This is a genomic window from Vibrio inusitatus (assembly GCA_024346935.1).
GTDB classification, from domain to species: Bacteria; Pseudomonadota; Gammaproteobacteria; order Enterobacterales; family Vibrionaceae; genus Vibrio; species Vibrio inusitatus.
In genome coordinates, this window is record AP024879.1 from 713,438 (window position 1) to 739,333 (window position 25,896).

At 39.9% G+C, this 25,896-nt stretch carries 30 protein-coding genes; 15 read left to right on the forward strand and 15 right to left on the reverse strand.

Translation table 11 applies throughout. The annotated features are described in order from the left end of the window. Nucleotides 1-34: 34 nt before the first annotated feature. The 5 genes from OCU48_RS16230 to OCU48_RS16250 all read left to right on the forward strand — a co-directional run bounded on the left by OCU48_RS16230 (nt 35) and on the right by OCU48_RS16250 (nt 4,515). Entirely contained in the window at nt 35-388 is a 354-nt protein-coding gene (locus OCU48_RS16230; RefSeq protein WP_141346705.1) for a hypothetical protein, read from the forward strand. Nucleotides 389-522: 134 nt separating this feature from the next. Continuing rightward, the gene (locus tag OCU48_RS16235) at nt 523-1,851 is read left to right on the forward strand and encodes an anaerobic sulfatase maturase (RefSeq protein ID WP_141346706.1); all 1,329 of its coding nucleotides are present in this window, start codon (nt 523-525) and stop codon (nt 1,849-1,851) included. Continuing rightward, nucleotides 1,848-2,840 carry a tetratricopeptide repeat protein gene (locus OCU48_RS16240; protein ID WP_141346707.1) on the forward strand — a complete coding sequence of 331 codons (993 nt, stop codon included), beginning with the start codon at nt 1,848-1,850 and terminating at the stop codon, nt 2,838-2,840. Before OCU48_RS16235 ends, OCU48_RS16240 begins: the two co-directional genes overlap by 4 nt. 11 nt (nt 2,841-2,851) lie before the next feature. Continuing rightward, entirely contained in the window at nt 2,852-3,250 is a 399-nt protein-coding gene (locus tag OCU48_RS16245; RefSeq protein WP_141346708.1) for a hypothetical protein, read from the forward strand. Between the two features lie 359 nt (nt 3,251-3,609). Then, on the forward strand, nt 3,610-4,515 hold the full coding sequence (locus OCU48_RS16250; RefSeq protein ID WP_141346709.1) for a LysR substrate-binding domain-containing protein: 906 nt from the start codon (nt 3,610-3,612) through the stop codon (nt 4,513-4,515). A 50-nt stretch (nt 4,516-4,565) separates the two neighbouring features. Here the strand turns inward: OCU48_RS16250 and OCU48_RS16255 are convergent, their stop codons facing one another. The 4 genes from OCU48_RS16255 to OCU48_RS16270 are packed head-to-tail and all read right to left on the reverse strand — an operon-like array spanning nt 4,566 to nt 6,875. Beyond that, nucleotides 4,566-5,096: an MAPEG family protein gene (locus OCU48_RS16255; RefSeq protein WP_141346710.1), complete on the reverse strand. Its 531-nt coding sequence runs from the start codon at nt 5,094-5,096 to the stop codon at nt 4,566-4,568. Nucleotides 5,097-5,141: 45 nt separating this feature from the next. Next, complete coding sequence (locus OCU48_RS16260; protein WP_141346711.1) at nt 5,142-6,137, reverse strand: HlyD family secretion protein; 996 nt, start codon at nt 6,135-6,137, stop codon at nt 5,142-5,144. Continuing rightward, nucleotides 6,137-6,460, reverse strand: coding sequence for a DUF3302 domain-containing protein (locus OCU48_RS16265; RefSeq protein ID WP_141346712.1), 324 nt, complete (start codon nt 6,458-6,460; stop codon nt 6,137-6,139). Before OCU48_RS16265 ends, OCU48_RS16260 begins: the two co-directional genes overlap by 1 nt. Nucleotides 6,461-6,470: 10 nt before the next feature. Then, nucleotides 6,471-6,875 (reverse strand): glycine zipper family protein, encoded by a 405-nt coding sequence (locus tag OCU48_RS16270; protein ID WP_141346713.1) that lies wholly within the window; start codon nt 6,873-6,875, stop codon nt 6,471-6,473. Nucleotides 6,876-7,126: 251 nt separating this feature from the next. On the opposite strand from OCU48_RS16270, the gene OCU48_RS16275 reads away from it, so the two are divergent. From OCU48_RS16275 to OCU48_RS16290, 4 genes are all read left to right on the forward strand, one after another. After that, the gene (locus OCU48_RS16275) at nt 7,127-7,624 is read left to right on the forward strand and encodes a general stress protein (protein WP_141346714.1); all 498 of its coding nucleotides are present in this window, start codon (nt 7,127-7,129) and stop codon (nt 7,622-7,624) included. Between the two features lie 14 nt (nt 7,625-7,638). Continuing rightward, nucleotides 7,639-8,013 carry a hypothetical protein gene (locus OCU48_RS16280; RefSeq protein ID WP_141346715.1) on the forward strand — a complete coding sequence of 125 codons (375 nt, stop codon included), beginning with the start codon at nt 7,639-7,641 and terminating at the stop codon, nt 8,011-8,013. 152 nt (nt 8,014-8,165) lie between these two features. Beyond that, nucleotides 8,166-8,504, forward strand: a complete 339-nt coding sequence (gene hpf, locus OCU48_RS16285) for a ribosome hibernation-promoting factor, HPF/YfiA family (protein WP_141346716.1) — start codon at nt 8,166-8,168, stop codon at nt 8,502-8,504. Between the two features lie 2 nt (nt 8,505-8,506). Beyond that, nucleotides 8,507-8,866, forward strand: coding sequence for a hypothetical protein (locus tag OCU48_RS16290; protein ID WP_141346717.1), 360 nt, complete (start codon nt 8,507-8,509; stop codon nt 8,864-8,866). A 992-nt stretch (nt 8,867-9,858) separates the two neighbouring features. Here the strand turns inward: OCU48_RS16290 and OCU48_RS16295 are convergent. From OCU48_RS16295 to OCU48_RS16315, 5 genes are all read right to left on the reverse strand, one after another. Next, entirely contained in the window at nt 9,859-10,188 is a 330-nt protein-coding gene (locus OCU48_RS16295) for a hypothetical protein (protein ID WP_141346718.1), read from the reverse strand. A 173-nt stretch (nt 10,189-10,361) separates the two neighbouring features. Then, entirely contained in the window at nt 10,362-10,886 is a 525-nt protein-coding gene (locus OCU48_RS16300; protein WP_141346719.1) for a hypothetical protein, read from the reverse strand. Between the two features lie 61 nt (nt 10,887-10,947). Continuing rightward, nucleotides 10,948-12,111 (reverse strand): BamA/TamA family outer membrane protein, encoded by a 1,164-nt coding sequence (locus tag OCU48_RS16305; protein ID WP_141346720.1) that lies wholly within the window; start codon nt 12,109-12,111, stop codon nt 10,948-10,950. A 63-nt stretch (nt 12,112-12,174) separates the two neighbouring features. Beyond that, nucleotides 12,175-12,987, reverse strand: a complete 813-nt coding sequence (locus OCU48_RS16310; RefSeq protein WP_141346721.1) for a hypothetical protein — start codon at nt 12,985-12,987, stop codon at nt 12,175-12,177. 135 nt (nt 12,988-13,122) lie between these two features. Further along, nucleotides 13,123-14,040, reverse strand: coding sequence for a LysR family transcriptional regulator (locus tag OCU48_RS16315; protein ID WP_141346722.1), 918 nt, complete (start codon nt 14,038-14,040; stop codon nt 13,123-13,125). A gap of 112 nt (nt 14,041-14,152) precedes the next feature. Between OCU48_RS16315 and OCU48_RS16320 the strand changes: the two genes are divergently transcribed. The 4 genes from OCU48_RS16320 (at nt 14,153) to lpdD (ending at nt 16,777) form a co-directional block, all read left to right on the forward strand. Then, nucleotides 14,153-14,713 carry a UbiX family flavin prenyltransferase gene (locus OCU48_RS16320; protein ID WP_141346723.1) on the forward strand — a complete coding sequence of 187 codons (561 nt, stop codon included), beginning with the start codon at nt 14,153-14,155 and terminating at the stop codon, nt 14,711-14,713. A gap of 2 nt (nt 14,714-14,715) precedes the next feature. Continuing rightward, nucleotides 14,716-16,131, forward strand: coding sequence for a non-oxidative hydroxyarylic acid decarboxylases subunit C (locus tag OCU48_RS16325; RefSeq protein ID WP_141346724.1), 1,416 nt, complete (start codon nt 14,716-14,718; stop codon nt 16,129-16,131). Between the two features lies 1 nt (nt 16,132). Then, on the forward strand, nt 16,133-16,351 hold the full coding sequence (locus OCU48_RS16330; protein WP_141346725.1) for a non-oxidative hydroxyarylic acid decarboxylases subunit D: 219 nt from the start codon (nt 16,133-16,135) through the stop codon (nt 16,349-16,351). Nucleotides 16,352-16,423: 72 nt separating this feature from the next. After that, nucleotides 16,424-16,777 carry a prenylated flavin chaperone LpdD gene (gene lpdD / locus OCU48_RS16335; protein WP_141346726.1) on the forward strand — a complete coding sequence of 118 codons (354 nt, stop codon included), beginning with the start codon at nt 16,424-16,426 and terminating at the stop codon, nt 16,775-16,777. A gap of 252 nt (nt 16,778-17,029) precedes the next feature. On the opposite strand, the gene OCU48_RS16340 is transcribed toward lpdD, so the two are convergent. Both OCU48_RS16340 and lysA read right to left on the reverse strand, forming a co-directional pair. Further along, on the reverse strand, nt 17,030-17,518 hold the full coding sequence (locus OCU48_RS16340) for a GNAT family N-acetyltransferase (protein WP_141346727.1): 489 nt from the start codon (nt 17,516-17,518) through the stop codon (nt 17,030-17,032). 400 nt (nt 17,519-17,918) lie between these two features. Beyond that, nucleotides 17,919-19,199: a diaminopimelate decarboxylase gene (lysA, locus tag OCU48_RS16345; RefSeq protein ID WP_141346728.1), complete on the reverse strand. Its 1,281-nt coding sequence runs from the start codon at nt 19,197-19,199 to the stop codon at nt 17,919-17,921. Between the two features lie 199 nt (nt 19,200-19,398). On the opposite strand from lysA, the gene OCU48_RS16350 reads away from it, so the two are divergent. Then, nucleotides 19,399-19,818: an Lrp/AsnC family transcriptional regulator gene (locus OCU48_RS16350; RefSeq protein WP_141346729.1), complete on the forward strand. Its 420-nt coding sequence runs from the start codon at nt 19,399-19,401 to the stop codon at nt 19,816-19,818. A 457-nt stretch (nt 19,819-20,275) separates the two neighbouring features. Here OCU48_RS16350 and OCU48_RS16355 read toward each other — a convergent pair whose 3' ends face one another. Next, nucleotides 20,276-20,731, reverse strand: coding sequence for a RidA family protein (locus OCU48_RS16355; protein ID WP_141272638.1), 456 nt, complete (start codon nt 20,729-20,731; stop codon nt 20,276-20,278). Nucleotides 20,732-21,091: 360 nt separating this feature from the next. Between OCU48_RS16355 and OCU48_RS16360 the strand changes: the two genes are divergently transcribed. After that, on the forward strand, nt 21,092-22,477 hold the full coding sequence (locus tag OCU48_RS16360) for an aminotransferase class V-fold PLP-dependent enzyme (RefSeq protein WP_141346730.1): 1,386 nt from the start codon (nt 21,092-21,094) through the stop codon (nt 22,475-22,477). A gap of 329 nt (nt 22,478-22,806) precedes the next feature. On the opposite strand, the gene rsgA is transcribed toward OCU48_RS16360, so the two are convergent. The 3 genes from rsgA to OCU48_RS16375 all read right to left on the reverse strand — a co-directional run bounded on the left by rsgA (nt 22,807) and on the right by OCU48_RS16375 (nt 25,709). Beyond that, entirely contained in the window at nt 22,807-23,853 is a 1,047-nt protein-coding gene (rsgA, locus tag OCU48_RS16365; RefSeq protein WP_141346731.1) for a ribosome small subunit-dependent GTPase A, read from the reverse strand. Nucleotides 23,854-23,930: 77 nt separating this feature from the next. Next, the gene (locus OCU48_RS16370; protein ID WP_141346732.1) at nt 23,931-24,776 is read right to left on the reverse strand and encodes a helix-turn-helix domain-containing protein; all 846 of its coding nucleotides are present in this window, start codon (nt 24,774-24,776) and stop codon (nt 23,931-23,933) included. Nucleotides 24,777-24,887: 111 nt separating this feature from the next. Next, nucleotides 24,888-25,709: a GNAT family N-acetyltransferase gene (locus tag OCU48_RS16375; RefSeq protein WP_141346733.1), complete on the reverse strand. Its 822-nt coding sequence runs from the start codon at nt 25,707-25,709 to the stop codon at nt 24,888-24,890. Nucleotides 25,710-25,896: the final 187 nt, after the last annotated feature.

The following is a 25,896-nucleotide window of genomic DNA, read 5'->3' on the forward strand; positions in this document are numbered from 1 at the left end:
GAATGATAATTCACCCTTCTTTTTGGAGAACATCATGAAAAAAACAATCCTACTTATTCTTTTAGTTGCTTCATCTTGTGCACATGCTGCTGCGACAAATGACGCCAATAGTGCAGTAATGGAAAACATCACACGCTTTGAACAATATGAACAAACGGCGCAGCAGATGTCTCAAGGAGAGAGCCAAATGATCTCGCCTGATTATCAAAGCAATCAAATGAGCCAAGCTTCCCAGCCAATAATGTCAAAGCAAAGCAAGACTATGGACTCCACACCCACCCCAACGCAGGCTGATAGTTCTGTATATCAATCAATAAAGATCCTTATTGAAAGTGGAAACCTTACAGATAAACAAAAAATTAAGCTAATCAGCCAATTAAGCTCATGATTTAATACACTTTACTCTCAAATTAGTTTTATTTAATCCAGATTTTAATACCGCTATTCGATGAATAAACGCACCTACCGTATAGTACGCATCAAGACAGAAATGCAGCAACACGAACAAGAGAATAGTGATTTATGAGCGATATCAATTCAGTAATCCATGCCGGTCCTCAGTTTAATTCTAAAGCATCTAAACGCATGCACGTGATGGCAAAACCTATTGGCGCAGCGTGCAATCTAGATTGCGATTATTGTTATTATTTAAGTAAGGAAAACCTACTCGAATATAAGAAAGGTTGTACTCCGCAACTAGATGACCAAAAATTAGAAAAATTTGTTCGTGATTATATTGAAGGCCAAAATTCACTTCAAATCATCTTTTCTTGGCAGGGTGGTGAAGCAACTATGCTGGGTATTTCATATTTTGAGAAAGTCGTTGAACTTCAGAGAAAATACCAGCCTGAAGGCGTTACCATCTCTAATGATTTGCAAACTAATGGCACTTTGTTAAATGATCAATGGTGTGAATTTCTAAAGAAAAACAACTTTCTTGTTGGGTTAAGCATCGATGGTCCAGAACTTCTTCACAATACTTATCGCACAAATAAAGCAGGTCGTGGCACATTTAAGCAAGTCATGAGAGCGGTTGATCTACTGCATAAGCATGAAGTGAAGTTCGCCACTTTAACGTGTGTGAACAATCTAACAAGCCGCAATCCATTAGAAGTATATCGTTTTCTAAGAGACGTAGTGAAATCGCCTCAAATGCAATTCATTCCAATTGTAGAAATGAAAACATTCAGGGAAACCGCACCTAACACTTGGGATATTAGCGATCGATTAATGCAGGGCGACAAACGACTTATCCCAGGTCACAAGGACTCTGTCGTAGAACCCTTCTGTGTTTCTGACCATGCTTGGGGCAACTTCTTGATCACGGTGTTTAACGAGTGGATCTGTAATGATGTTGGTACCGTATTTGTTCAGTACTTTGAAGCTTTCCTTGAGGCGTGGATGGGCAACCGAAACCCTCTTTGTACTCTTGGTGAAATGTGTGGCAAAGGTCTAGCTATGGAGCCTAATGGCGATGTCTACACCTGTGATCACTACGTTTATCCTGAATATAAGATTGGCAACATCGCAGAGACCGCTTTAGAAAAAATGGCACTATCACCGAAACAGCAACAATTTGGTACGGCAAAATCTAAGTCATTACCAAAGCAGTGCCAAGAGTGTGACTACAAATTCGCTTGTTTTGGTGAGTGTCCTAAAAATCGCTTTATTAAAACTCGCGATGGTGAAGATGGTCTGAACTACCTTTGTGCTGGATGGAACAAATTCTACAAACATGCGGATGCAGGTTTTGCATTCACTTTAAGACAACTTGGCTTGCCTGTTGCCCATGGTAAACACAGCGATAAGATCCTAACCGAAAAACAAATACTGCCGGTAAATAACGCATGAAGACACAACTACTAGCTACCATCATCGCAAGCTTACTGTCGTTTTCCGTGTTGGCTAATGAGCAACCACCGACGCATTTTACGCCAAACCAAAACGACCCGGCTTATATTGCTCAAGACAAAGCACAAACCATTCAAGAGCGAGTAACTGCGTTAGAATCGCTGCGCACGGTACCCTCACAAAATGCATTAATTGCCATAGCTCGCTCGCTGAAAGAGAATAACGAGTTAATTCAGCAGGCTGCGATTATAGGGAGTCATGGACTAGCTATTAATTATCGCTGGGAATTGGTGTCTCCATTTTTAGGCAGTGCTAAACCGCTACTAAGCCAAGCAGCAGCCTATAGCTTGGTCAAAGGGTACCCGCAATTAACGACGCCAATGAAGTCAGAGCTGAATAAATATATTCCAGATCTGGAGCAACACTACTTAACCAGAGAGGATACTTTCTCGCAGTTCAAACTGGCTGAGGTATATCGACTAACGGGTCAGATCGATAAAGCGATCGTCGAATATAATTCCCTGATAGAAACGGTTCCTGAGAACCAGGCTGTTTGGGTGGGTTTATCCGAATCTTATCGACTAAAAAATGACAATGAAAACACGCTAAACACACTAGAAAAAGGCATCAAAGTAAATCCTAACGCTTCGCAACTTTACTATGCGAAGGCATTGACCTTGGTGCGCCAAGGCAACAAAAAACAAGCGCTTGATGATATTAAGTCCGCAGCGATTTTAGCAGAAACTAATAGTTACTACTGGTACCTATATGCTGTAATACAAAAAGGTTTTGACCTAGAAAAATCAGTGCCGCTTTTCGAGCATGCGTACCAGTTATCAAACTCCTCAGAACAACTGTATGCTCTATGCGATGTATACATCGATACAGATAATCCCGCTGCAATGACCTGTATGGAAGAGCTTAAACCCATAGCGCCGGAATCTGCCTACACGGAATTGTTAACTAAATTTCAGAATAAAATTAAATAGTGAACACTGATATGAGCCGATTAAGATATTTGAAATCATTCGTTATTGCACTTTTACTGCCCCTATTTTGCTTCAATGCCACTGCAGCTGAAGGACCGCTTCAGGCATCGCCAAGCGAAGTCTCGGTGGTTACCGAAATGAACGCACCCTACTATGATGCATTTAATGGTCCTCGTGAGGATAACTGGGTATACCAACTGGCCGATAAAAATGAGTTGCAACCACACTGTTATATTTCTAAAGATGAATCTATGGCGGTAGGTAAAACGACGAATTACAAAGGCACTGAGATGACGTGCATTCAAGTCGGTACATCAAGTCGCATTTTTTGGCCAACACGATGGGTTGAACATTGTCAATCAGTAGGCCAGCCATATGGCATGTGCATGATGGGTGAAATCAAGCGCTAGCCTCATCAGAACCCACACTTCAATTCCTTTATCTGAGGCTTGACGATACGCCAAGCCTGCCTTTTTTAGCATTCACTCATTAGCCGTCAATACTTATACCAATCGTACTAAATAACTGGTTACTCTAGCTTGTTAAAATGCTCGATAGCGGCATCAGAATTTCTCATTGTAGAATAACTACTTATCGAAGAATTCTGCCTTGTTCTCAAGCATTTTCCCTGCGCTATTTCTGATCACTTACTTAGTGTGGTTGGTATTAACACAAAATCCCCTCCTCCCCTTAAACCCAACGCCTAAATTGACTCTCATCACCATAGTATTGCACTATGATTAGATGACGATGAATAACGAGAAAAGCTATGGATCTTAATCTGTTAAAGACATTTGATGCCGTAATGAAGTCCAAAAGTGTTAACGAAGCGGCTGAGGTACTGAATATCACAGCCCCTGCGGTAAGCCATGCGTTAAATCGCCTGCGAGATCAGTACCAAGACCCATTATTTATTAGACAAGGTAGAGGTATTGTTCCCACAAGCTTCGCTGTGGAATTGCACAGTGAAATACAAGAACCTTTAAGCTTTCTGTTAAATGGCTCTAAATCACGACAAGATTTTGTACCTTCTAAGAGCCAACGAACCTTTCGTATTTCTAGCCATAAAGATATCGATGTAATCCTAGTACCAGCAATCACCCGTTATAAAAAGGAAGTTGCTCCTCACGTAGTAATACAAGCTGACGTTGAACATCTTAACGAAACAGACCGACAAGATGATCTACGCCGACGACGAGTAGATATTATTTTGGCCACTGTACCGCTCTCTGACAAAGGCTATCACAACGAATTGTTATTTGAGTTGGAGGGTGTCGTTGTAGCGAGTAAAGACCATCCAAGTATCCAGCAATCATTGACGTTCGATGATTATATGCAAGCTCAACACGTCACGTGGAAAACACAAAGACTAAGCACGAATACACTTGATTCAGTTGCTATGGAAGGACAACTGCCCACAAGAATGATCGCCTACTCTACAGGCTCATTGTTAACGGGAATGCACTTAATTTCAGAAACTGATTGGTTAGGTGTTTGCGGGAAATGGCATGCCGATAAACTAGCCAGCAAAATGAATTTAAACGTATTTCCTTTGCCATTTGAAGCAAAGAAGGTACCGATATATATGACCTGGCATCAATCTCAGAAACGAGATAAAGGGCACGAATGGCTAAGGGAATTCATTAAAAAGTTAGCACAAGACATAGAATGCTGAGTATTTCGGCAAGCAAGTGAACACTGACTTGCTTGCCGAATTAACGTTGCCTAGGACAGCAACAAGTAGCCGAAGAGAATAAGATAAAGTACAACAGAAGAGTAAAACGTAACTGCAAAGCCAAAAGCACGAGAAGGCGCTCCCTTCGCATATCCAAACTTAAAAGCAATCCTTCCAACTGCAAACAGCAACGAACAAGCGATACTTGCTGATAACCACTCAATCGGCATCAGTAAGCACCATGCCGTATAAATGCCAAACGCCAGAACACATTGTTCTAGTGTATTTTGCAAAATACTTTGTAATAAGATTGCGTCTTTGGTTCCAGATGTTAATCCACTACCATCGATGTCTTCTGGTGAAAAAAAACGATGTTTAGCGAGTGCTCCAATAAAAATCATCACACAAAATGATGGCAACATTAATGACAGGCCTAACGCTCTAACTCGCGCAGTAAGGGAGCTACTGGGCTCATTCCCCAGAGGATTAAAATAAATTGCGCCTGCAATAACGATAATGGCAATGACCATAGCAGCAACCATTCCTTTAAGAACCCCTTGCTGTTTCGTACTTAATTTCATTGCAAAACTCCATGGTGAAAAAGGAGCCCTAAGGCTCCTATGATATTAACCTTCAAATACCCAGTTTTGCCAACTTTGCATTCTCAAGATTACTTTACGTACAACGCTAAACATTTCCCATTTTGGTGAATAAACCGCAACATGAGCATCAGTACCCGCAGGGACAGGCATGTTATCTAGCAACTCCGGATGGTCAAGCTCAACCTTGACTAGAATTCGACCACCCGCAGGGATTTTTTCTGCATATGTCATCATTCCTGATGGCGTTGCAGCTCCCTGTGCAAATATGTCATTGACTTGAACTACATGCGCTTCATAGGCATGGCCTGGTATAGTTTGGAATGTCACCTCTGCAGGGTAACCTTCTTTAACATAGCGTGCTGGTGCTTGCTTAAACGCGGCAAACAGCTGTTTGTCTTCTTTATGAACGAACGTTAGGTTACCTTGAAACGGTACAATACGACTTTTCATTCCTGGTCTTAAAGCGACCTGAGTAACATAACCATCAGTCGGTGCAGTAACCGTTGTTTTGCTCAAGTTAAACTTAGCTAGATCTAACTCAGAATTATACTTACTTAAATTTGCTTTTTGCTCTAATAGCTGAGTATTAACTTCATCAACATCTTCTTGTGATGAGAATCCTCTGCTGCCTAGCTTTTTATAGCGAGCTAGCTCTTTCTTATAAAAGCTCACTGCCGATTGGGTTCGTTTAATATCCCCTTCAATTCGTTCTACTTTGTCCTTAAATGGCGTTGCATCGATTTGATACAAAGGATCTCCCGCTTTAAGCTGTTGATTTCCTTTGACAAAAACATCGGTAATGACACCTTCAACTTGAGAGGTAATTGGCGTAGTTACACTGTAGAGTCTTGCCATTCTCGACACGGGTTGATACATCGCCATATACAGAAAAATCCAACCGACAAGAAACATCCCAATGACCGAGGCGGTTGTAATGGTCCATTTGTTTCTAGGCACTTTGAACACTTTAAAGGTAATGACACACAGTGCGATGTAACTTAATGTAATTAACGTTTCCATTATTCTCTCCCGCCTGACTGTTCAAGTTCAGTAATTCTTGATAACAGGTCGTCGTATTCTGATTTAGAAACTGAAGGACCTGCACCCAGCCAATTATTTTTCTCTCCGTCATACATCGTCGCCCATATCCATAGGAATGGCCATAATACATGCAAGAAGAATAAACTTATCCAGCCAGCCACATGAATAGCGTCTGCATGGGGATGATTTCTTTTCTTTGCTATTTCATATGGAATATCATGAATAACTACCAATCCGAATATAAGGATAAGTAAAACCAAAAACAATATAGCCAATGAGGCATAATCTAATATTAAATTCAAAACAGTTCTCCTAATTTAGAACCTTGTAACCACGACCAACCATACATGTATTCATTACTTGATCGACATCAGTTGCATATTTTTGGTTACTATAATTAACCTCAGCACGATGATGGAGAAGGCCAGAAACAAAGCCTACACCAGCGCCTATTTTTGCACCTTCGCTCCCATGCCCGCCAGCAATAGCAGTGCCTGCAGCGCCTAACGCTGCAACTCTTGCTGTACTGCCTACAACAGCGCGACCGGTATCTTCTACATCGCTACTTTGAACTTGGTGAGAGAGTTGTTGGCACTCATACATATCAGCATCGTATTTTTCATTATCAACACCTTTTGTATCAACGATGACATTTGCAAAACTGGATGACATATATAATCCAGCAAGTAGTATCAAATAAGATTTTTTATATTTCATATTTAGCTCGTATGTTTCTATTTATCTGACAATTAAAACCTAGGCTTGCCTCTGTTTATTGTTGCCATTATGAAATAAATTAATAAACATACAATTGACTATATTTAAAGTGCCGATTTAGTTCTGCTCATCGATCAATGAATGAATCGTATTTAATCCACTTTTAAAAGATGCCCTATCGCTGTGTCAGTTCCTATTAATTAAAATTACCCCATAGAATTTTAGAGATTATTGAGTAAGGAACTATACATATGAAACAAAATAAAGTTGTTGCTGTTATTGATACACACAAAGAAGCCGAACTAACCGTTGCAACACTCGCTGACAATGGATTTGACATTAATCACATCTCAATTATCGGTAAAGGTTATCAATCAGTAGAACACGCCACCGGCTTTTACAACACAGGTGATCGCGTTAAGTCTTGGGGCAAGTCAGGAGCTCTTTGGGGTGGACTTTGGGGCGCACTAGTTGGCTCAGGTATGTTTTGGATACCAACATTTGGTGCTCTCGTTGTTGCTGGCCCGCTCGTTTCAGCCTTAGTTGGCGCTATTGAAGGTGCAGTGGTTACGGGCAGCATGACCGCATTAGGCGGAGCATTGATGAGCGTTGGTATTCCAAAAGACAGCGTCATTAAATATGAAGCTGCAATCAAAACCGATAAATATCTAGTCGTTATGGATCTTGATGAAGATGAAATCGAACGTTCTAAAGAACTGTTAAGCAAGCACGATATCAGCTTTCACTAACTATGAGGTTCGCAATGAGAATGAGATGGGTACTAGCAAGCGTACTTGCAATCGTAACGCTAACTGGTTGCACAACCACGGCAGAATTTGTTCTTAAGAATCAACCTTCTGCTGCACAAGCAGCACAAAATAGAGGAGTATTTGAACTCAGCTGCAATGAAGTATCAACCACGTTACTAAATAGCAAGACCATTGACCTTTATGAAAGACAAGTACCTGAATACCAAATCGGTGTATCAGGTTGTGGCAAAAAAGAAGTCTATACCGTTGTATGCAATCCAAATAGCGGATGCATGGCCTATGACAGTAAAGAAGGAGCATTAGACACAGCAGTAAGCAGCACTGAAGCCGGAATTGAACAGCTCGAATACACAGAAATCATGCATTAATCGAAGAGATAATATTATGAAAAACAATAAATTAAAACTAACAACAGTAGCACTACTTTCTACACTTGCGCTTTCTCAACGAGCACTAGCGAAAAACATCACTAACGACCATTTAAATAGAAATCTATAAAAAACAAAACAAGGAAATCATTATGAACATTAGCTTCAACACTCGACATATCACACTATCAGATGCAATGAAAGATCACTGTGAACATGATATCCATCGATTATCTCATCATCACCCAAGAATATCGGAAGTCTCTATTTCGATTATTTATCATGAATCTTACAAGCAGTTTGATATAGAGGTAAAAGCACACCTAGATCATAAATGGTATTTTGTTAAATTTGAAGGTACTGACTTTAATCTAACTGTTTCTAAAGCAGTGCAAGGTTTACATCATGAACTAAATAAAACGAAAACCAAAGAAAAAAAAGAATTTCATGACCATACATTGAATAGAAACTTAACATCAGAAGAAGAATAACAATGAAAATTTCAAAATATATTCTACCTATACTTGCTATTAGTTCCACCGCGATTTTTGCGCAAGGAGCATTTGCTAATGCAACACCATTAGATCAAAACTTCACCAACAAGATGACAAATCTAGAAGAAGTTTTCTCACAAGATATTTATGTTACAAAACAACAAGCAAAAGAAATGCAGTTGAATAAAGTAAGAACATTTAATGTCTATAGTTCTATCAACACTGAGCAAGTCAGTAATACTATCGCTAAAATGATTGATAGAGACCAACCTACTTACTTTAGTGTAGATTTGTATTCAAGTAATATTGGAAAGTCCGATACTATTGAGTATGTAGCAAAAGTTACTGAATATAATTAATCGGCGATATACACATTCAATTCACTATAGAGATACCTTCAATAAAAACACTACTACGATGGTATCTCTAATTATAAATAACTCAACAAAGTGATAACTATGGGTAAAGTCATTTTCTTCTACGCTAGCATCGATCTAGCTTTATTGCACCTAGGGTTTGGCATACTTGGTTGCCTTACTGGATCCGGAGTTATTGCAGCACTAATAATATCTCTAGAAGAATACGATCCTAGAATATCACCAACTCTAGAATTTGGACTTGCAACAGTGTTCCTAACTTTATCTTATTTTTCAGCCTTAATAATTTATACCATTTAACCTGATTTATCCTCTGTACCTTCCCTGTTTATCGATATACCAACTTAAATATCATCCCGTATTCTTACCCCGTAGATTATTCCATCACATTAAATCATTGAGAAATATGTAGGTTTTCTCTGCTTTGTATTCTAGCAATCATCTCACAAACCTAGTTCAAACCATGGAACACATACAATTTATGTAGTTCTGTTTGATATGAGCCATTGAAACCCTTAGTGAGTGAAAAGAAACAATAGAATAAATACATTTACCTGGTGCTTTAATAGCTATTTCTGAACACTTACTTAGTGCAATTGATATATTTTACTTTGTATTTCTACGCAAACAATGTAGCTTTTCTATCATCTTAATGGATTAACCAACTAATAGTGAACTATCGCCTCATGCTTAAGGTCACCGACGATATGGAGTGTTAAAAGTGATATCCCAGCACTAGAATTGAACGTTTTAGGTGATTAATAACCTCGAGAACGCAGAGTTGTGTTTAGAATAATGCCAATAAAAAAGCAAAACCGCTTTTAAGAAGACGATTTTGCTTGTAGAGGTTGAATTCGGGACTATTTATTGAAAGATAAACATTGCCATTTTCATATTAAATATCACCAATTAGATTACTTTGATAACATAAAGTGAATGTCTCTCATCATCTGAAATCGGTGAGATACGCTAATCTAAGCAAAGTCTGAGTTTCTTTCTTCGTCTGGGCTTACCCAAGCAAAGCCACTATCACTTCTGGTATTCAGGATTTGATAATTGCAACTGTGATCCTCATCAATACGGTCACCGTGAGAATCATACATTCCAAACTTAGATGGCTGTTTGCAACTGTGTTCAATCGCAATACGACCACCATGTGAATCGTATGTCATCAAACTATGAGTGGAAACTTGTGCGGAGGTGATGGTAGGCAAAGTTTGTTGTACGCTTTGTGCTTGGCCCGCTGCCATAGCCATAGGAGTCAAAAATAACGATGTAAGCAAAAGAGTGGTTACTGTTTTCATAATAGTGCCTATATATCTATATGTTGTTTGATAGGATTAATATTAACCTCACCTCTGATTTACAACTATTGAACAAATATAAAATTTATATTTAGAATTATTAAACTATGCAGAGAGTTGCATTATGAGCCTTCTACATTAGATATATTCGTAGTTATTATCTGAAATCGAGATTAGCTTGCATCAAATTCAAGCGTTGACTCATTGCGATACAAAATAGCTTCTAAAGTATTAAGCGCCCTTCTATCTAGCTCAAAGGCATCTGTAAGCAATTTCTTGATTTCTAGCTTAGATTCAAAGCTGGCTTGTGCAATGTACTGTGGATAATCAATTAATATTGAAACCCAAAGATCATCAATAATGTTCATCAGTAGTTTATTCAAGTCAAAACCTTGATTTTCGACAGCTATTTCTTTCGCCAAGAGCAAGGCGACTTTAGAGTTTTTCTGAATTAAGTCATCAACAGCCGCCTTATTATCTTGTTGATTTTTTGGCATTTGCTGACTCAAGATATTAAGAAACTGAACCAGTGCTGACTTCTGCTTCAGAGACTGCAATTTAAAGGTGCCAAGACGGTCAAAAGTGATGTTTTGCATTTCTCTTTTGCAACAAATAAGAGTACCGTTACTATTATTTGTTACTTTTACTTCCTTCAGGCAAACACTGCACTTATAGATGTCTTGTGGTTGTTCATTCATTCTGTTTACCTTCTATATATTCGATATTTCTTTGCAAGTACTTTCTCTAGTAATTGCAAAATCACAACCCTGTCCCTACTTGAAAATATAAGGCATTGTCTTCTTCACTCTTGGCAATATCGATACCAGCGTGTAGCCCATATCGACGTGCAATGAGGTATCGAAAACCAACCCCATAGGCATAATGGTTTTCAGAAGAAAACAAGTCGCTACTTTCATCGGTTGCCGAACCCAAACCACCAAAAATTGACGTCGACCATCGAGTCGAAATGTTGTAGGTCAATTGCGATTCAATGGATGCAGCAGCATTACCTTGGTAGCGATTTCGGGCGATACCTCGAAGCTCGATATCTGGATACGCTGGCGGTGGCAATAGTCGCTCATCGGTAAACAGTGAGTTGTATTTCCCTTGCACTGCAATATTCCACGTGTCACTGAGACTAAAGTAATGTACGCCTTCAGCATTCACAGTTTGGAAGTTGTAATCACTGCCAATAGCCTCATCAAATACCATATACTGAGCCTTATAATCCCCCCCTGCGGTTGGATAAAAAAAGCTATTACGGGTATCGAATTCCGCGACCACACCTAGTCCTGACACCGAGGGGCTCATGTTAAGCCTACTGCTAATGACATCCTCAACATGGTCTTTATCCATAATAGCTAGATCTGGAGAGACAAATTTTTGTGTCACTCCCAAAAATAAGGGAGTACCTGCAACGCGAAACTGTAATTTTTGCATGACTCCTGCGCCTTGCATGCTCATCTCAAATCCAGATGAATCCAGTTTTTCGTAAGGCGAGTAAAAGTTCATGTGTATATCGCCATAAAACGCGCCACCTAAATAGCGAATGCTGTCTTTATTCCAAGTATGTCTATGGCCTACAAACGCTCCCCAACTCCCGTTTTCCGTACCAAATGCACCGACAGCAGTAATCGCAGGTGTCAGCAACTGTGCGCCACCATCAAGTGACTCCATAGCCAATTGTTTGCGCTTCTTTTTTTGTGCATTAGACTCATGAAGAAAAATACCCATCATACCGCCACCATACCCAAGAGCAGGTTCCGTTATTAAAATGGGGACCGGAAGAAATCCATAGGCATTCTCAGCCAAGTAATCCCCCATATCAAATTTGTTATCTATGGGGTCTGTGTAAGATGTAGCCAAAGCATGGCCACATACAGACGTTAGCAACATCGCAATGATCGCTCTTCTAAAGTGCATAGGCTTACCGTAAACAATCTAAGGGTTTTGAGACGAGAATAGTTCTCAATTGAAATCAATAAACTAGAATTGAAAGTTCACTTCTATTCGTTGGTCACCCTCAAAATAACTTTGGTCATGAACCCAGTTAGCGAAATAACGCATATTGAAGCGAGGTGTAAATTGATATGAGACTACAAATTCATTTGTAAAAACTGAATCAGTATCTGTCCAAGTATCAGAACCGGCAATTGGGGTTAACCACATTGGATTATAGTTAAGCCACAATTTGTCAGTAATAGAGTACTTTGTATAACCGCCAATAACGCCGTAAACACCAGGAATGGTGTAGCCAATATATTGGTCTTCTGGATCAACACCACCATCTGAAACTTGGTCAATTTGATCTCCAGTAAAGTGGCCATTTTGAACACGAGCACCGACACCAACTAGTGGGTATAACTGTAAGCCCGCAAATTTTGGTAGTGCTTGAATGAAGCTATACGACGCATCCAACGATTGGTTCTCAACGTTGTAGTTCATATCAATCTGGTTGCCCCTGCCATTAGTTTTATTCACTTGGAAGTTGCGAAACCGAACTGTATCGATTGAATCATCACGCTCAGAAGATCCCGACCAGCCCAAGGTCTCGCCAGCAAAACCTTTAACTTCGATGATATTCATAGCCATGGTATCTGCATTGCCCGTGTCATAAGCTCGACCAACTTTCACGTTTAAGCCTTTATCGGTAACACCAAATCCAGCTTGAGTGTATACCGCTAAGGGATCGGACATGTCTTGAATTTTTTGAGTATCGTTAGTTTCTACAGCAAAGGCATTCAAGGTGTTAAATACAAGCCCAACAAAAAGGCTGGAGGTTAAAAGGTTAAATTTCATAGTGAGTTGCCAGTCATGATTTTCAATGGCTGGCAGTTTAGATTTTAATCAAACCTTGATCGATGCAATAACCTTTAAAAGTGGATTTAGTGAAACTGTATAGAGCTAGAGTGATTGGGCAAGCTTGCGAATCACTCATCCTATTATTGGTGGGAAGTCATTTTTTTGAAAGTAACAAATCAACTGATCTATAAATTGTTGGCAGTAATAAGCCTGATTCTTATTACTAGTTAAACGATAACCAAAGAAATTTGGTTTGATAGGATATTGTGACAATATCTCTCTTATATTTTCACCTGGCTCAATCATACTGTCCGGTAAAGATGCCACACCATTTCCTTTAATCATCAAATCCTTCAACATCTTAGGGTGGTTAGCTATTATACTCTTGGTAATTTTTAGGTTTACCCATTCTGACCCGTCAAACATTGTCCAATGATCTTGGCTCAGTGCAGTCTGCATATGTAATACTCTGTGCTCAACGAGATCTAAAGGCGTTTGTGGTTCACCAAATTCTTCCAAATAATCATTAGATGCATACAACGATTTATTCACATAGAATAATTTATGTTGGATATCTTTATGACTAATAGAAAAGGAAATGTCGAACAACTCAGAGTCTTGTTTAGAGTAATTAGTAAAATGAAAATAGAATGAAATATTTGGATGATTTTTAAGAAACTCATCGATAAATTCCAAAGTTACATAGTGCGTATAAATATAATCTGTAATCCCAACCTTTAGCTTAATCTTGTCATTTTTAAGTGCCTTTTCTACAACGCTGTAGCTACTCGTGAGTGAATCCAACGCGTTTTTTAGCGAATGATAGATCTCTAAACCATCCGGTGTGGCTTTCACTCCACTGTGTGAACGTTCTAATAGCTGACAGCCTGTTTTTATCTCCAATTGATCTAAAGAGCGGCTCAAAGCTGACTTTGATATATCTAGCTTTTTTGCAGCTAAAGAGAGGTTCCCCGTCTCTATCGAAATACACAAGTATTGTAATTTATTTAGATCTATCATGTAGTTACTCTTGTTGTCATTTTGCAACATAGTGTTGTCCCTACTACTAGCCTAGATTAATTTTCGGTCAACTGATAATTTTCTCCTCATCGAAAGACAGAAAAACTGTTTTAACTATTTAGATTTATTCTGTGAGGTATATATGAGAGTTGTAGTAGGAATAACAGGCGCTACAGGCGCCCCCTTAGCATTAAAAGTATTGCAATTGCTCAATGATTTAGACGTTGAGACTCACGTCATTATTTCGAAATGGGCTAAAACGACAATAGAGCTTGAGACTGACTACAGCGTTAATGACTTCAAGGCATTAGCTACGGTGAACTATTCACTATCTAATCAAGCTGCCGCCGTTTCAAGTGGTTCATTTAATGCGGATGCCATGATTGTTGTTCCTTGCAGCATGAAGACTCTCGCAGCTATACGTTGCGGTTTTGCAGACAACTTAATCAGCCGTACAGCTGACGTTATGCTAAAAGAACAGAGGAAACTGATACTAGCAGTACGAGAAACCCCACTCAATTCTATTCATTTAGACAATATGTTGTACCTATCTAAATTAGGCGTCAGCATCTGTCCTCCAATGCCAGCTTTCTACAATAGACCAAAATCAATTGATGATATTTTGACTCACAATGCCGTCAGGATTCTAGACCAAATTAACTTGAACCATCCATCCGCAAAACGTTGGAAAACAGAGGACTAATCATGCCATATAACGACCTACGCCAGTTTCTATCGGTACTTGAAGACAATAATCAACTTTTAAAAATTAATGAAAAAGTAATGCCTGAACCTGATATTAGTGCAGCCGCTGCAGCAGTAAATAAGCTGACATCATCACCAGCACTACTATTCAATGATATTGCTGGTTATCACAATCGTGTAGCGATGAATGTACATGGCTCTTGGGAAAATCATGCATTAATGCTTGATATGGACAAAAACACCTCCTTAAAGAAACAGTTCCATGAAATGAACAGCCGTTGGTTAAACTACCCAGTGGAGCCTGTGTATGTTGACCAAGCACCATGCAAAGAAAACATTATTAACGAAGATATTAATCTGTTTGAGCTTCTTTCATTATTTAGAGTGAACAAAGGGGATGCGGGATTTTACATTTCGAAAGCATCTATTATTAGTCGTGACCCTGAATTTCCAGATGACAATGACAAGCAAAATGTTGGCATTTATCGTCTACAAGTCACCGGAAAGGACGAACTCAGTATTCAGCCGTCTGCATTTCATGATATTGGCATTCATTTTTCTAAAGCTGAACGCAACAACGAACCGCTCGACATTGCTATCACCATTGGTAATGAGCCCGTTATTACACTGATGGCCAGTACACCTTTAGGCTATGACCAATCAGAATATAAAATGGCTGGCGCTATTCAACAAAAACCCTATGAACTAATCAAAGCAGAAACATCGAACTTAGATCTTCCTGCTGGCACTGAAATTGTATTAGAAGGCAAAATTTATCCTAATAAGCGCGTAGTCGAAGGCCCATTCGGTGAGTTCCCAGGCTCCTACTCTGGTGCGAGGAAGCAACCCACGGTGAAAATTCATACCGTGACTCATCGCAATAATCCGATTTTTGAAAACTTGTATGTGGGTATGCCTTGGACAGAAATCGATCATCTTATCGCGCTAAATACCAGTGTTCCTGTTTACCAACAGTTGAAAGAGGAATTTCCTGAAGTACAAGCGGTCAATGCTATGTACACACACGGTATTGGCATGATTATTTCAGTGAAAAGTCGCTTTGGTGGTTTTGCAAAAGCAGTGGCAAACCGAGTGTTCTCAACCCCTCACGGTATGCCATTTACTAAAATTGTTATTGTGGTTGATGAATACGTTGACCCATTCGATCTTAACCAAGTGATGTGGGCTATGACAGTTCGCGTTGATCCCACAAACGATGTGCAAATATTGAACAATATGCCGGGTGTTGCGCTTGATCCAACCTCAAATCCAAGCGGCATGTCTTCAAAAATGATCATCGACGCTACAACGCCTGTTGCACCCGCAAGGCTATTAGAAGATACCAATTTAGTTACCTTGCCAGACGGTAGTGATGAATGGCTAACTAAACTACAACAAATGATTAAGGATCAATAATATGAACTGTCCACGATGCAACAACAACAATACCGAAAAACTAGTCGACGCCCCAAAAGATAACGCTTGGTTCATTACAAAGTGCAACCACTGTCTTTACACATGGCGAAATACTGAATCAGAAGAATTGACTAGCCATAGTGCCTACCCAGATATTTTTAAATTAAATGATGAAGTCATTGAAAATATGATGGTAAGTCCACCAATCGCAAAGAATTAGTCGTTATATCAACCATTAAGCACAGACACTAATAGACTATTACACTGTCATAACCTTGGTATCATAAGAGATATGGAACTTAACTTAACATCAATTAGAAACACTCAAATCACACTATCAGTATGTCAGGCTGGTGATGATTTAAGTATTACTCTGTATGGCGGAGAAAAAGGACATATCGGAGCTGTAACATTAGGCTTTGCATATCAAGAAAAGATACAGTTTCAAACTCTAGTAGTGCCTGAGCATAAAGAAGCGTTTTTAACAGAGCAACTCATTCAATACATTGTTCCTAAATACGCCAAAACATGTGTGATAAGTTGTGGCATTCATTGGGATAATATCAGCAACGAAGAGATCACCCAGGCAGTCAATGACAGTATTCAACTATTGGAAGAGTATTTAACCTCCACTGTAGTGGATTAACAGGTTTGGCCACATAGCTAGAGTTTTTGCCATAAAGAAAAGTCTGTCAGACACTAAGTCCGATATTGCTCAGAAAAGTCAGCGTAAAACATAATTGAGCAAGAATGAATTAGCGATGAACCCGCCAACTCAAATTTGGATAAAAAATGAGTTGCAGCATACACTCAATTAGTACTTAACGGGTTAGCTGAGGTATTGTAAAAGTGACGCTCCTATCAAGCGTGACAGAATTCGAACTCTTGCTTAGGCTCGTTATGTGTCAATTGCTCTGATCGTCTTTTGCATGTTGTGGCTTATTGTCTGATAGCCAATACTGCGGTAGAGAGCTATAGCAGCTGCATTTTGATTGAAGACATGAAGCCCTAAACTACTTGCCCCTAACTCGGTAACTATTTTTTCAATACATCCAAGTGCAGATTTAGCATAACCATTTCTACGATGAGCTTCATATATCTCTATGTCATATATGAAAGCAGACTTTGTATGAATATTATCCTCAATTTTCACCCAAGTATGACCGACTCGATTCTGGCTATTATTTTCAGTAATAGTAAACAAGTAATTGTTTTTCGTTCTTTCACCATCAGGTAAAAGTGTTTCATGTGCTTTCTCAGATCTCTCTAATGATTCTGATTCGTCCCAGCGACCAGAATCAACATTAACCTTGGCATAGGATTGAATAGCAATTTTGAGATACTCAGTGAATGCTTCTCTATCCATAATTTCCAGTGATACTTGCATATATTCATTTTCCTCGATTAAGGCATATAACGCTGCATTGAGTTGTGAGCAAAGCACGACTGTAGTCGATAAGCAAATCTGGTCAAATCGTTAAAGTTCTATGTATCAAGAAAAGTAAATTAAATTTCTGGGATTGAAACTATCTGCAACCCTGCTCTGGCAAACTATAGGGCAAACCTTGTTAGCGACTATCGTGCTGAGAAGTTTCTGGACACAAACGAGTTAGCTAACATTCTCGTTCAACTCACAATTAGGTAGAACCTTCACAGGGTTCTACCAAAACAGACTAAGGAATCAAGAGAATAAATATAGAAAAGCTATTAATCAACATTCCACATCCCAAAAAAGACAGAGATGAAGGTAATGACTTAACGCAATCCCAGATTCTTAAAATCACATTCTAAACTAAGCATAACTCCTGTACATTTTGTTCAAATGCCATCAGTTTCTCCTGAGTAATCGGCCTACGAATCATTTTGGCTTTACTGCCATTCACCATTATTTCGGGAATAATAGAGCGGCTGTTATAGGATGAGTTCATCACCGAACAGTAGGCACCTGTGTATAGGAATACAACTAAATCACCCGTTCGTAATTCATCACTTAATGGATAATCACGCACAAAAGTATCTGTACTTTCGCAAATAGGGCCCACGATATCATATTCCTGAGTAGAGCCTACTTTAGGTTCAGCTACAGTCACGAGCGGGTGAACCGCCTGATACAATGCAGGACGCATCAGATCATTCATACCCGCATCTAGAATGACAAACGTTCTGGGATCAGCCTTTTTCACATAGTTAATACGCGATACGAGTACTCCAGTATCAGCTACCAGCGAACGCCCTGGTTCAACAATTACTGTCCCCTTAAAATACTGGGTTTCTATAGATATCACTTCGGCGATGGTCTCAAAGTCCAAAACAGTACCTTGACCGTAGTCGATGCCAAAGCCACCGCCGAGATCGAGGCGAGTAATTTCAACTCCTTCTTGTTCCAACTGTTCAACCAAATTCATCATTTTACCAACTGCAATACGATAAGGCTCGGTATCACAAATTTGAGAGCCTATATGTATCGCCAAACCTTCGATGATCAAATGGCTATTACCTGCGTACAACTGAGTCAGTTCTGCCACTTGCTCCATATCGATACCAAACTTATTGCCTTTTTGGCCCGTGGTGATGTTTTTGTGGGTATTAACTTTTACATCGGGGTTCACCCGTAATGCTACACTTACCTGAACATTTTTCTGCTCTGCCAACTCCGTCAGCAGCGCTAGCTCCTCAGCAGATTCCACGTTAAATTGGCTCACACCTGTTTCAATGGCGGCATTGAGTTCTGTAATCGTTTTTCCTACACCCGACAAGATCATATGTTGACCGACAAAACCTGCGGCTAAAGCCCGTTGCATCTCACCTCCGGACACCAGATCTACACCTAGCCCCTGCTCAGCTAACAAACGCAGAACATGCAGAGTACTATTTGCCTTCATTGCGTAGTGAATCCGAATCCCCCGCGACTCAAAAGCATCTTTACAGCGACGTACATTGTCCAACAATCGTGCTTCAGAATAGCAAAAAAACGGTGTTGTCATCTTTTCTGCGAGTGCACGAATCTGACAGGATTCCATATGCAACTCACCTTGATGATAAAAAACTGGATCGGTTGGTTGTGTCATGATAACGCTCCTTCAATCTAAAACGGACAAAACCTCTTGTTTGTCCTCAAGAAAGAGCTTACGCTAATCAACTTGACCTGAATGCTGACAGATCCACCTAAACCACCGTCAAAAAGACGGAATTTTAGTGAAACTATCTGTATGAGCATAATAATGCTATTTTACTCGTTCAATTTGTAAATAACTGCCTGAAAGTACCATGGATAAGTTTGACCAAGCCATTATTAATCTACTGACCGAAAATTCTCGCCAGTCCGTTGCCGCCATTGGAAACATTATTGGTTTATCCCGTACAGCGGTAAATGAACGCATTCGTAAACTCGAAGAGAGAGGAATAATACGGCGATATACCGTAGAACTTGATAATGAATCTCAGGAAGAGTCGATCTGTGCCTATTTTGAGCTCACCTTTCACCCCTTTGAATCCGCTACTGTTACACAGAAATTGCAAGCCATTCCAGAGATACGTCAGGCACATGCCCTTAGCGGTTCTACTGATGTTCTCCTGTTTGTACAGACCCGCTCTATGGAACGACTCAATCAGGTTCGTCAGCAGCTGTCTGACTTAGACAATCTGGGTAAAATAGTAACGTCTACCGCATTGGATCGGTTGGTGTAAGGTTCAGCTTAATTCTTGCGATTGCCAGAAGCGATTTGTATGAGCAAAATAGTCCATACTAACACCGAAGGTGCGACAGAATCGTTCGGTGATCACATGAGCTAACCAGGATAGTTAGCTCGTTATTGGACATTTCTGAGTTACGAGAGAAAACACCACCAATCCTGTTTGCATGAGTAAATGAATGGAGAAACTCTATCTTTGTGGCCAGTTTTGGTGAGCCACTACAATATGGCGAGCTAGGGATATTTCCCTATTCATAGATAAGTATATGGTGCAATTAGGTGGAACAAACTAGGGGCTCCTCCCCTTTAGTTTCTTTTAAATTGAAAACCTTTACGTCAGCGATACTGCACTTTAAGTGTCGAGCGGGAAAGGGGTTGCGCTGGTTCAGCTGTAAGATAGAAGAAACGAGTCTCTGTCATTAGAAGCGCTTACTGAGACTCGCACTTTTAATCTACTTTTTAATTGCTATCGCTTCTATTTCAATTCCTACATCTCTAGGTAGTCTTGCAACTTCGACTGTAGAGCGAGTCGGATAGTTTTTTACGTTGTGGCTGTCAAAAAACTCGCCATAGACCTCATTCACCTTAGCGAAATCATTAAGGTCTTTAACAAACACAGTCATCTTAACGATGTGTTCAGGTGTTAGCCCCGCCTGCTCAATAACAGCTCGAACATTCTCTAAAGACTGCTTTGTTTGCTCTTTGATATCATCAGAGACTTCACCTGTCGCTGGATTTACAGGGATTTGTCCCGACGTAATCACCACCCCACCTAAATCAATGCCCTGCACATATGGACCAATCGCTGCAGGCGCCTGATCAGAGTGAAGTACTACACTGCTAGCCAATACATTGAGGCTAGATAATGACAATACAGTTGTAACAATTAGACTCTTTAGCTTTTTCATTTTTAATGCTCCTTAAGAATTTAATTTATTGTTAGCACAGTTATTATTTATCTTCATAGACTTTTTCTTCTCACTAAACTAGTGCGTAAATTTTATTTTGGTGCATAATAAAACAAAAATTTAACATTCACATCACCATACTGGTGAAGATAAATATCCTTTAAATGAAAATTAGTAATTAACGTAATGCTAATTGAAGTATCTTGTAATTAATTCACAATTTCGATGGTTATACCGTGCACCATTTTAAATCAAACCATTTACATTTTGTAATGAAAAAATCAAGATGAATTATTCCTATTGATCTATTTGTTTTTGAATATAAATATACATATAGATATATAAAAAGGAGTTTGAGATATGAAAGATAAAAGCATTGAATCTACAAATAGACGCAGCTTTATAAAAAAAGGCATTGGTTTTTCTGCTGCCACAGTAGCAAGTAGTTTATTTGTGTCGAAGAGTGTAGTCGCTGATGCATACCTAGAAAACTATGCAGATCTAGACCAATGGTATTCTGGTGAAGATTACTGGAAAGAAATCAGAAAAATGTTCGTTCTTGAAAAAGACAGCGTCTATATGAACATTGGCACCACGGGTTCTATGCCACGTTCAGTACTAAAAGAGTACTCTCAAAATAATAAACTAGTAGCTACAACGCCTTGGGGAAATGGCGGGCTATCAACAGTAAATAATATGGCAAAGAGTATCGCTTCGGGATTTGGTGCCGAAGAAGATGAGATAGTACTTAGCCGCAATACCACGGATGGTATGTGCAGTATTATTAGCGGACTTAACTTTAAACATGGTGATGTTATCCTCACGACTCACCATGAGCACAATGGCGGTTTGTCTCCATTACACGTTGCAGTAGAACGATGTGGCGCTGAATTAGTCGAAGTAGATATGCCTGTATACACCGGCAAAAATAAACTCAAAGCCAACGATATTATCAAAGCATTCAGAAAAGCTCTGCAAAGTCATAGTAACGTTAGGCTGATGGTTTTCTCCCATATTCCTTATGTCAGCGGTGTGACACTACCTGCGAAAGAGCTTTGTGACCTTGCGAAAAAGCATAATGTGCCTACGTTAATAGATGGCGCGCATACCATTGGCATGATGAACCTCAACTTCAAAGACATTGATTGCGACTTTTACGCAGGTTCAGGGCATAAATGGCAATGTGGTCCTGGTGCATCAGGTATCCTTTATGTCAGGGATAATGCGTCGCGCCTTAAAGAGTATTGGAGCGATAGAGAACATGTGTTTTGGCCCGTAAACTCATCATCTGCCAATTCAACAACAGCCACTATACAGTCGCAGTTGCAAGGAATAGGTAATGACAATATACCTGCTAAACAAGCACTGACCGACAGTTGCTTCTTGTGGGGTGAAATTGGGCGACAAAAAATAGAAGACCGAGTCCTAGAACTTTCTAGTTTATGTAAAGAGCAACTTAAAGAAGCATTTCCTGATGCTTATTATTTCGCTCCAAATGACAAAGACCTATTAAGTGGTATCACAACTATCAATCCATTTAATCTTGATGATATCGAACTGTTAACTATATTGAGAGATCGGTTACGTGATGAATTTGGATTTACAATACGAACGACTAGCTTCAGACTATATCAATCAGATACTGAGCAATCACATGCATTAAGAATTTCAACGCACTTATTCCATTCTAAGTCCGATGTAATAAGACTCGTACAAGCAATGAAACAAGTTTACATTAGCATGTAGAACAAAAGTTTATGAGCCAATGAAATTCGACACTCACATTGGCTCAATAAATACAACGACAGTGGGGTCAGGTCTTGCTTTATGCCAGTCAATACTTTTTGTAACTCAAAACTAGCAAGTGACGCCAAGCAAAAACTCTATCCGTAGCTCATTTCGGGGCATTTTCGTGTTACGCCACCCTACCAGCAAGGATCTGGACAAATTCTTCTTAGACTTTTTGTTATATGAAACGTCACTGATTAGAGTCCCTATAACAAATGCTCTCTGTGATGTTCTAAATTTCTAGCGTCCTAAAACCATCAAAGTTTAGGACGCTATTTAAATGCAAATTAATAGCCTTTCTTGAACTTTTTCGAAGCACTTTGGGTGCTGTTGATTAGCTTTCCTAGAGCCTTATCTTTAGAACGTTTTTCTGCCAAGGTCGCACCGTTAACCGCTTGTTCTTTCAATAACTTTTGATAGCTATTTAAACGTCTTTCGGTTATTTCACTTGCTTTTAATGCCCGCTGAACCGCACACCCTGGCTCATTTCCATGAGAACAATCAGAGAAGCGACACTTCTGAGCAAGTTCGGTAATTTCAGAAAAAGTCTCACTGACCCCTTGCTCGCTGCTGCCCAGCTGTAACTCTCTCATTCCAGGCGTATCCATTAAAAGGCCGCCATTTGGCATGACTTTTAAAGCTCGGTGAGTAGTAGTATGACGACCTTTACTGTCCTCTTCGCGTATTCCACCCGTTAGCATCGACTCAAAACCCAGTAGGCTGTTCACAAGAGTCGATTTACCCACCCCTGAAGAGCCTATAAACGCAATCGTCTGGCCGTTACGACAATGAGGTTCAATGGATTGAATATCCTGCTCATCTAATGCATTAAGAGTGTGTACTTCAAGTAAGGTGTCGAGTTGTTGAACTTGTGCTAGCTTATCATCCGCATCTTCACAAAGATCTGCCTTGGTCAAGAGAATCACTGGCTCTACCATAGCTTCGCGAGCGAGTATTAGGTATCGCTCAATGCGGCTTAAACTGAAGTCGTGATTCAATGATGAAACAATCATGACAGTATCAATGTTTGAGGCGATTAACTGGGTTTCAACCTTGGAACCCGGTGCTTTACGCTCAAACAGAGATTGTCGCTCTAAGTTTTGATGAACCCTAAATTGTTCATCAAATAACAACCAATCCCCAACACACACTCTATCATCATTGACGGTAAACGTTAGGCTTTGTTGGCCTTGTTCAGACATCACAACAACGCGATCACGGTGCTGCTCAATCACTCGACCAACCCGGTAATCCGTTAGATCTTCTAGGCTAAGCTGTTGCTGAAAAAATGGTTTCCACCCAAGTTGTTGAAGTGTTGGATTTTGGTTGTTCATCGGCTTTGCTCTTATCTTTAATGATGTGCTTATCATAGAGTTAGCTCATCGATAAAGATTGAATATTTCCGACAACGTTACTCTAAATTTGAACTGACACCACCGTAGATATCAATTGTTAACTCTCGCTCTTTCTCATAAGCTTTCGGAGTAAAGCCAAGTTGTTTTTTTAGGTATCGGATCAAATGAGGCTGATCACTAAAGCCAAATTGAAAGGCAACCTCTACCCAATCCAGTTCGTTCGATCCACGTTGATATAGATACTCTAACATTGCCTCTAAACGATTCATTGATTGGCACTGTTTAAGTGTAAGCCCTGTGGTGCGTTGAAAACTTCTTTCTAGGGTTCTTTGTGAGCAATACAGTTTTTCACCCAACTCTGATATCGCACTCTTGTCTAGATATTTAATCACACTACGAGTGGTGTTGCTGTGCTGATCTTCGGTGCATTGTTCCAACCAAGGTGACAGCATCGTATCTAACTGCTCAACACACAGTTTTGGGTTATTTCGAGCCGCTTCAATCAGCCTGCTTTCATCTATGCTTAATTGCTTGAACAATTTTGAGCCTTTTGCTGACTCTACTTCATCTAAGGCCAACGGGTTGTCAGAAAAATCAGGTAAGCAGTAAAGAGCACCAACATGGAACTTGATTCCAAGATGCACAAAGGGCTTAGAGTGATCTAATTCAAATGTTTGTCGGTGAGGATAGAGCCAATGGCTGCCTTTTCCATTTACCATGCCGGGATTAAGGTTATAAGCATAAACTTGGCTTTGAGGTGAAATTATTAAATGTGCAGAAGGATCAGGGTTGAGCTTTGGAAATTGATAAGATTCAGAATCTGGGCGCTTTTCAATCAGCCAATAGCATTCAACATATTGGGCAACACTAGATAAGTTTGGTAACTGTAGCCAATGGATCATAACCCGTTCCGTTAGTTTTATTGATTCAGAATACTATAAGCTATATGGCCGCAAACAAAAATCCCCCTTACCTGTCAGCGGCAACTGAAAATAAGTAAGAGGGATAACGAGTTATTTTTTGTTAAATTCAACCTGAACGATACGGTTTGAAGAAGATAAACCCGCACGTTTAATGGCTTTTTGTGCCCCAATGTTGCTATTTTCGGTGGAACAGATTGGCGTTAAGCCTCTTTGGTTGGCTGAGTTAACTAACCAATTAAGCACTTGAGTGGCAATGCCTTTTCCCCGTTGTGATTGAGCGACAATCATGCCTAAGTCTGCATATTCCGTTTGGTATTCATCAAACAGACGACACTCACCCGTTGCAAGAAGTTCGCCCTCGTCCCAGTAACCAAATAGCTCTTTACGGCCGATCAGGTTGCAAAAATAGCCGCTAAGCCATTGCTCTGGTGCACCGATAGCCGTTGCTGCAAACTCTACAAACTGATCCAGTTGCGCTGGCTCTGCTAGCTTTAGTTCTAGCTCTTTTTTATAGCCATTCTTGCTCGTCTTCGCTTGCTTGTACATTAACGCGTTAACCGTCACTGCTGATGAATTATCAAGGCTAAGAGACAAATAAATTGGCTCTGCTGTGCTAACAAATGCGCCATTTACAGCGCCAATGACGGAACTATTCTGTTCTGCGATAAGCGTGAAAAGCTCTTTTGCATCGGTTTTAGCATCACCACTCAGGTAGAATTGCAACAGGTAGCCTTCGCCATTGACACAGCAATAACCCACCAGGTTTTCTTGTTCATAAAAACCAAAGTGTGTAGACATGGGAACAAATCCAAAGTGCCACATACCATCAAGTGGTGACGTAGACTGTGCAAAGTATGCTTGCTTTAGTGTGCTGATTTCTAACAGATTTTCGATTGGTTTGATTTCTAACATCGCTCTTTACCTAATTTGTTTGATAAGCAGGAAAGCCTTTCATCATTCTCTAAGAAGTGTCTCGCTTTCGGATGTCATAAATCTTATGGGATACGAACTCGTTATGATTGAACAAAAACGACAATGTTCAAATCTATCATTGGATGTTTAGTTAAATTTGAAGTTCAAGTAAGCATGGTGCGCGGCT

Coding starts and splice junctions, on each gene's coding strand:
- OCU48_RS16305 (WP_141346720.1), bottom strand. CDS start 12,111: ATGCACTTTAGAAGAGCGATCATTGCGATGTTGCTAACGTCTGTATGT.
- OCU48_RS16275 (WP_141346714.1), top strand. CDS start 7,127: ATGAAACAAAATAAAGTTGTTGCTGTTATTGATACACACAAAGAAGCC.
- OCU48_RS16300 (WP_141346719.1), bottom strand. CDS start 10,886: ATGAATGAACAACCACAAGACATCTATAAGTGCAGTGTTTGCCTGAAG.
- OCU48_RS16355 (WP_141272638.1), bottom strand. CDS start 20,731: ATGAAAAAGCTAAAGAGTCTAATTGTTACAACTGTATTGTCATTATCT.
- OCU48_RS16330 (WP_141346725.1), top strand. CDS start 16,133: ATGAACTGTCCACGATGCAACAACAACAATACCGAAAAACTAGTCGAC.
- OCU48_RS16370 (WP_141346732.1), bottom strand. CDS start 24,776: ATGATCCATTGGCTACAGTTACCAAACTTATCTAGTGTTGCCCAATAT.
- OCU48_RS16250 (WP_141346709.1), top strand. CDS start 3,610: ATGGATCTTAATCTGTTAAAGACATTTGATGCCGTAATGAAGTCCAAA.
- OCU48_RS16325 (WP_141346724.1), top strand. CDS start 14,716: ATGCCATATAACGACCTACGCCAGTTTCTATCGGTACTTGAAGACAAT.
- OCU48_RS16260 (WP_141346711.1), bottom strand. CDS start 6,137: ATGGAAACGTTAATTACATTAAGTTACATCGCACTGTGTGTCATTACC.
- OCU48_RS16240 (WP_141346707.1), top strand. CDS start 1,848: ATGAAGACACAACTACTAGCTACCATCATCGCAAGCTTACTGTCGTTT.
- OCU48_RS16350 (WP_141346729.1), top strand. CDS start 19,399: ATGGATAAGTTTGACCAAGCCATTATTAATCTACTGACCGAAAATTCT.
- OCU48_RS16295 (WP_141346718.1), bottom strand. CDS start 10,188: ATGAAAACAGTAACCACTCTTTTGCTTACATCGTTATTTTTGACTCCT.
- OCU48_RS16290 (WP_141346717.1), top strand. CDS start 8,507: ATGAAAATTTCAAAATATATTCTACCTATACTTGCTATTAGTTCCACC.
- OCU48_RS16235 (WP_141346706.1), top strand. CDS start 523: ATGAGCGATATCAATTCAGTAATCCATGCCGGTCCTCAGTTTAATTCT.
- OCU48_RS16245 (WP_141346708.1), top strand. CDS start 2,852: ATGAGCCGATTAAGATATTTGAAATCATTCGTTATTGCACTTTTACTG.
- rsgA (WP_141346731.1), bottom strand. CDS start 23,853: ATGAACAACCAAAATCCAACACTTCAACAACTTGGGTGGAAACCATTT.
- OCU48_RS16320 (WP_141346723.1), top strand. CDS start 14,153: ATGAGAGTTGTAGTAGGAATAACAGGCGCTACAGGCGCCCCCTTAGCA.
- lysA (WP_141346728.1), bottom strand. CDS start 19,199: ATGACACAACCAACCGATCCAGTTTTTTATCATCAAGGTGAGTTGCAT.
- OCU48_RS16360 (WP_141346730.1), top strand. CDS start 21,092: ATGAAAGATAAAAGCATTGAATCTACAAATAGACGCAGCTTTATAAAA.
- OCU48_RS16280 (WP_141346715.1), top strand. CDS start 7,639: ATGAGAATGAGATGGGTACTAGCAAGCGTACTTGCAATCGTAACGCTA.
- OCU48_RS16310 (WP_141346721.1), bottom strand. CDS start 12,987: ATGAAATTTAACCTTTTAACCTCCAGCCTTTTTGTTGGGCTTGTATTT.
- OCU48_RS16270 (WP_141346713.1), bottom strand. CDS start 6,875: ATGAAATATAAAAAATCTTATTTGATACTACTTGCTGGATTATATATG.
- OCU48_RS16315 (WP_141346722.1), bottom strand. CDS start 14,040: ATGTTGCAAAATGACAACAAGAGTAACTACATGATAGATCTAAATAAA.
- lpdD (WP_141346726.1), top strand. CDS start 16,424: ATGGAACTTAACTTAACATCAATTAGAAACACTCAAATCACACTATCA.
- hpf (WP_141346716.1), top strand. CDS start 8,166: ATGAACATTAGCTTCAACACTCGACATATCACACTATCAGATGCAATG.
- OCU48_RS16340 (WP_141346727.1), bottom strand. CDS start 17,518: ATGCAAGTATCACTGGAAATTATGGATAGAGAAGCATTCACTGAGTAT.
- OCU48_RS16375 (WP_141346733.1), bottom strand. CDS start 25,709: ATGTTAGAAATCAAACCAATCGAAAATCTGTTAGAAATCAGCACACTA.
- OCU48_RS16255 (WP_141346710.1), bottom strand. CDS start 5,096: ATGAAATTAAGTACGAAACAGCAAGGGGTTCTTAAAGGAATGGTTGCT.
- OCU48_RS16230 (WP_141346705.1), top strand. CDS start 35: ATGAAAAAAACAATCCTACTTATTCTTTTAGTTGCTTCATCTTGTGCA.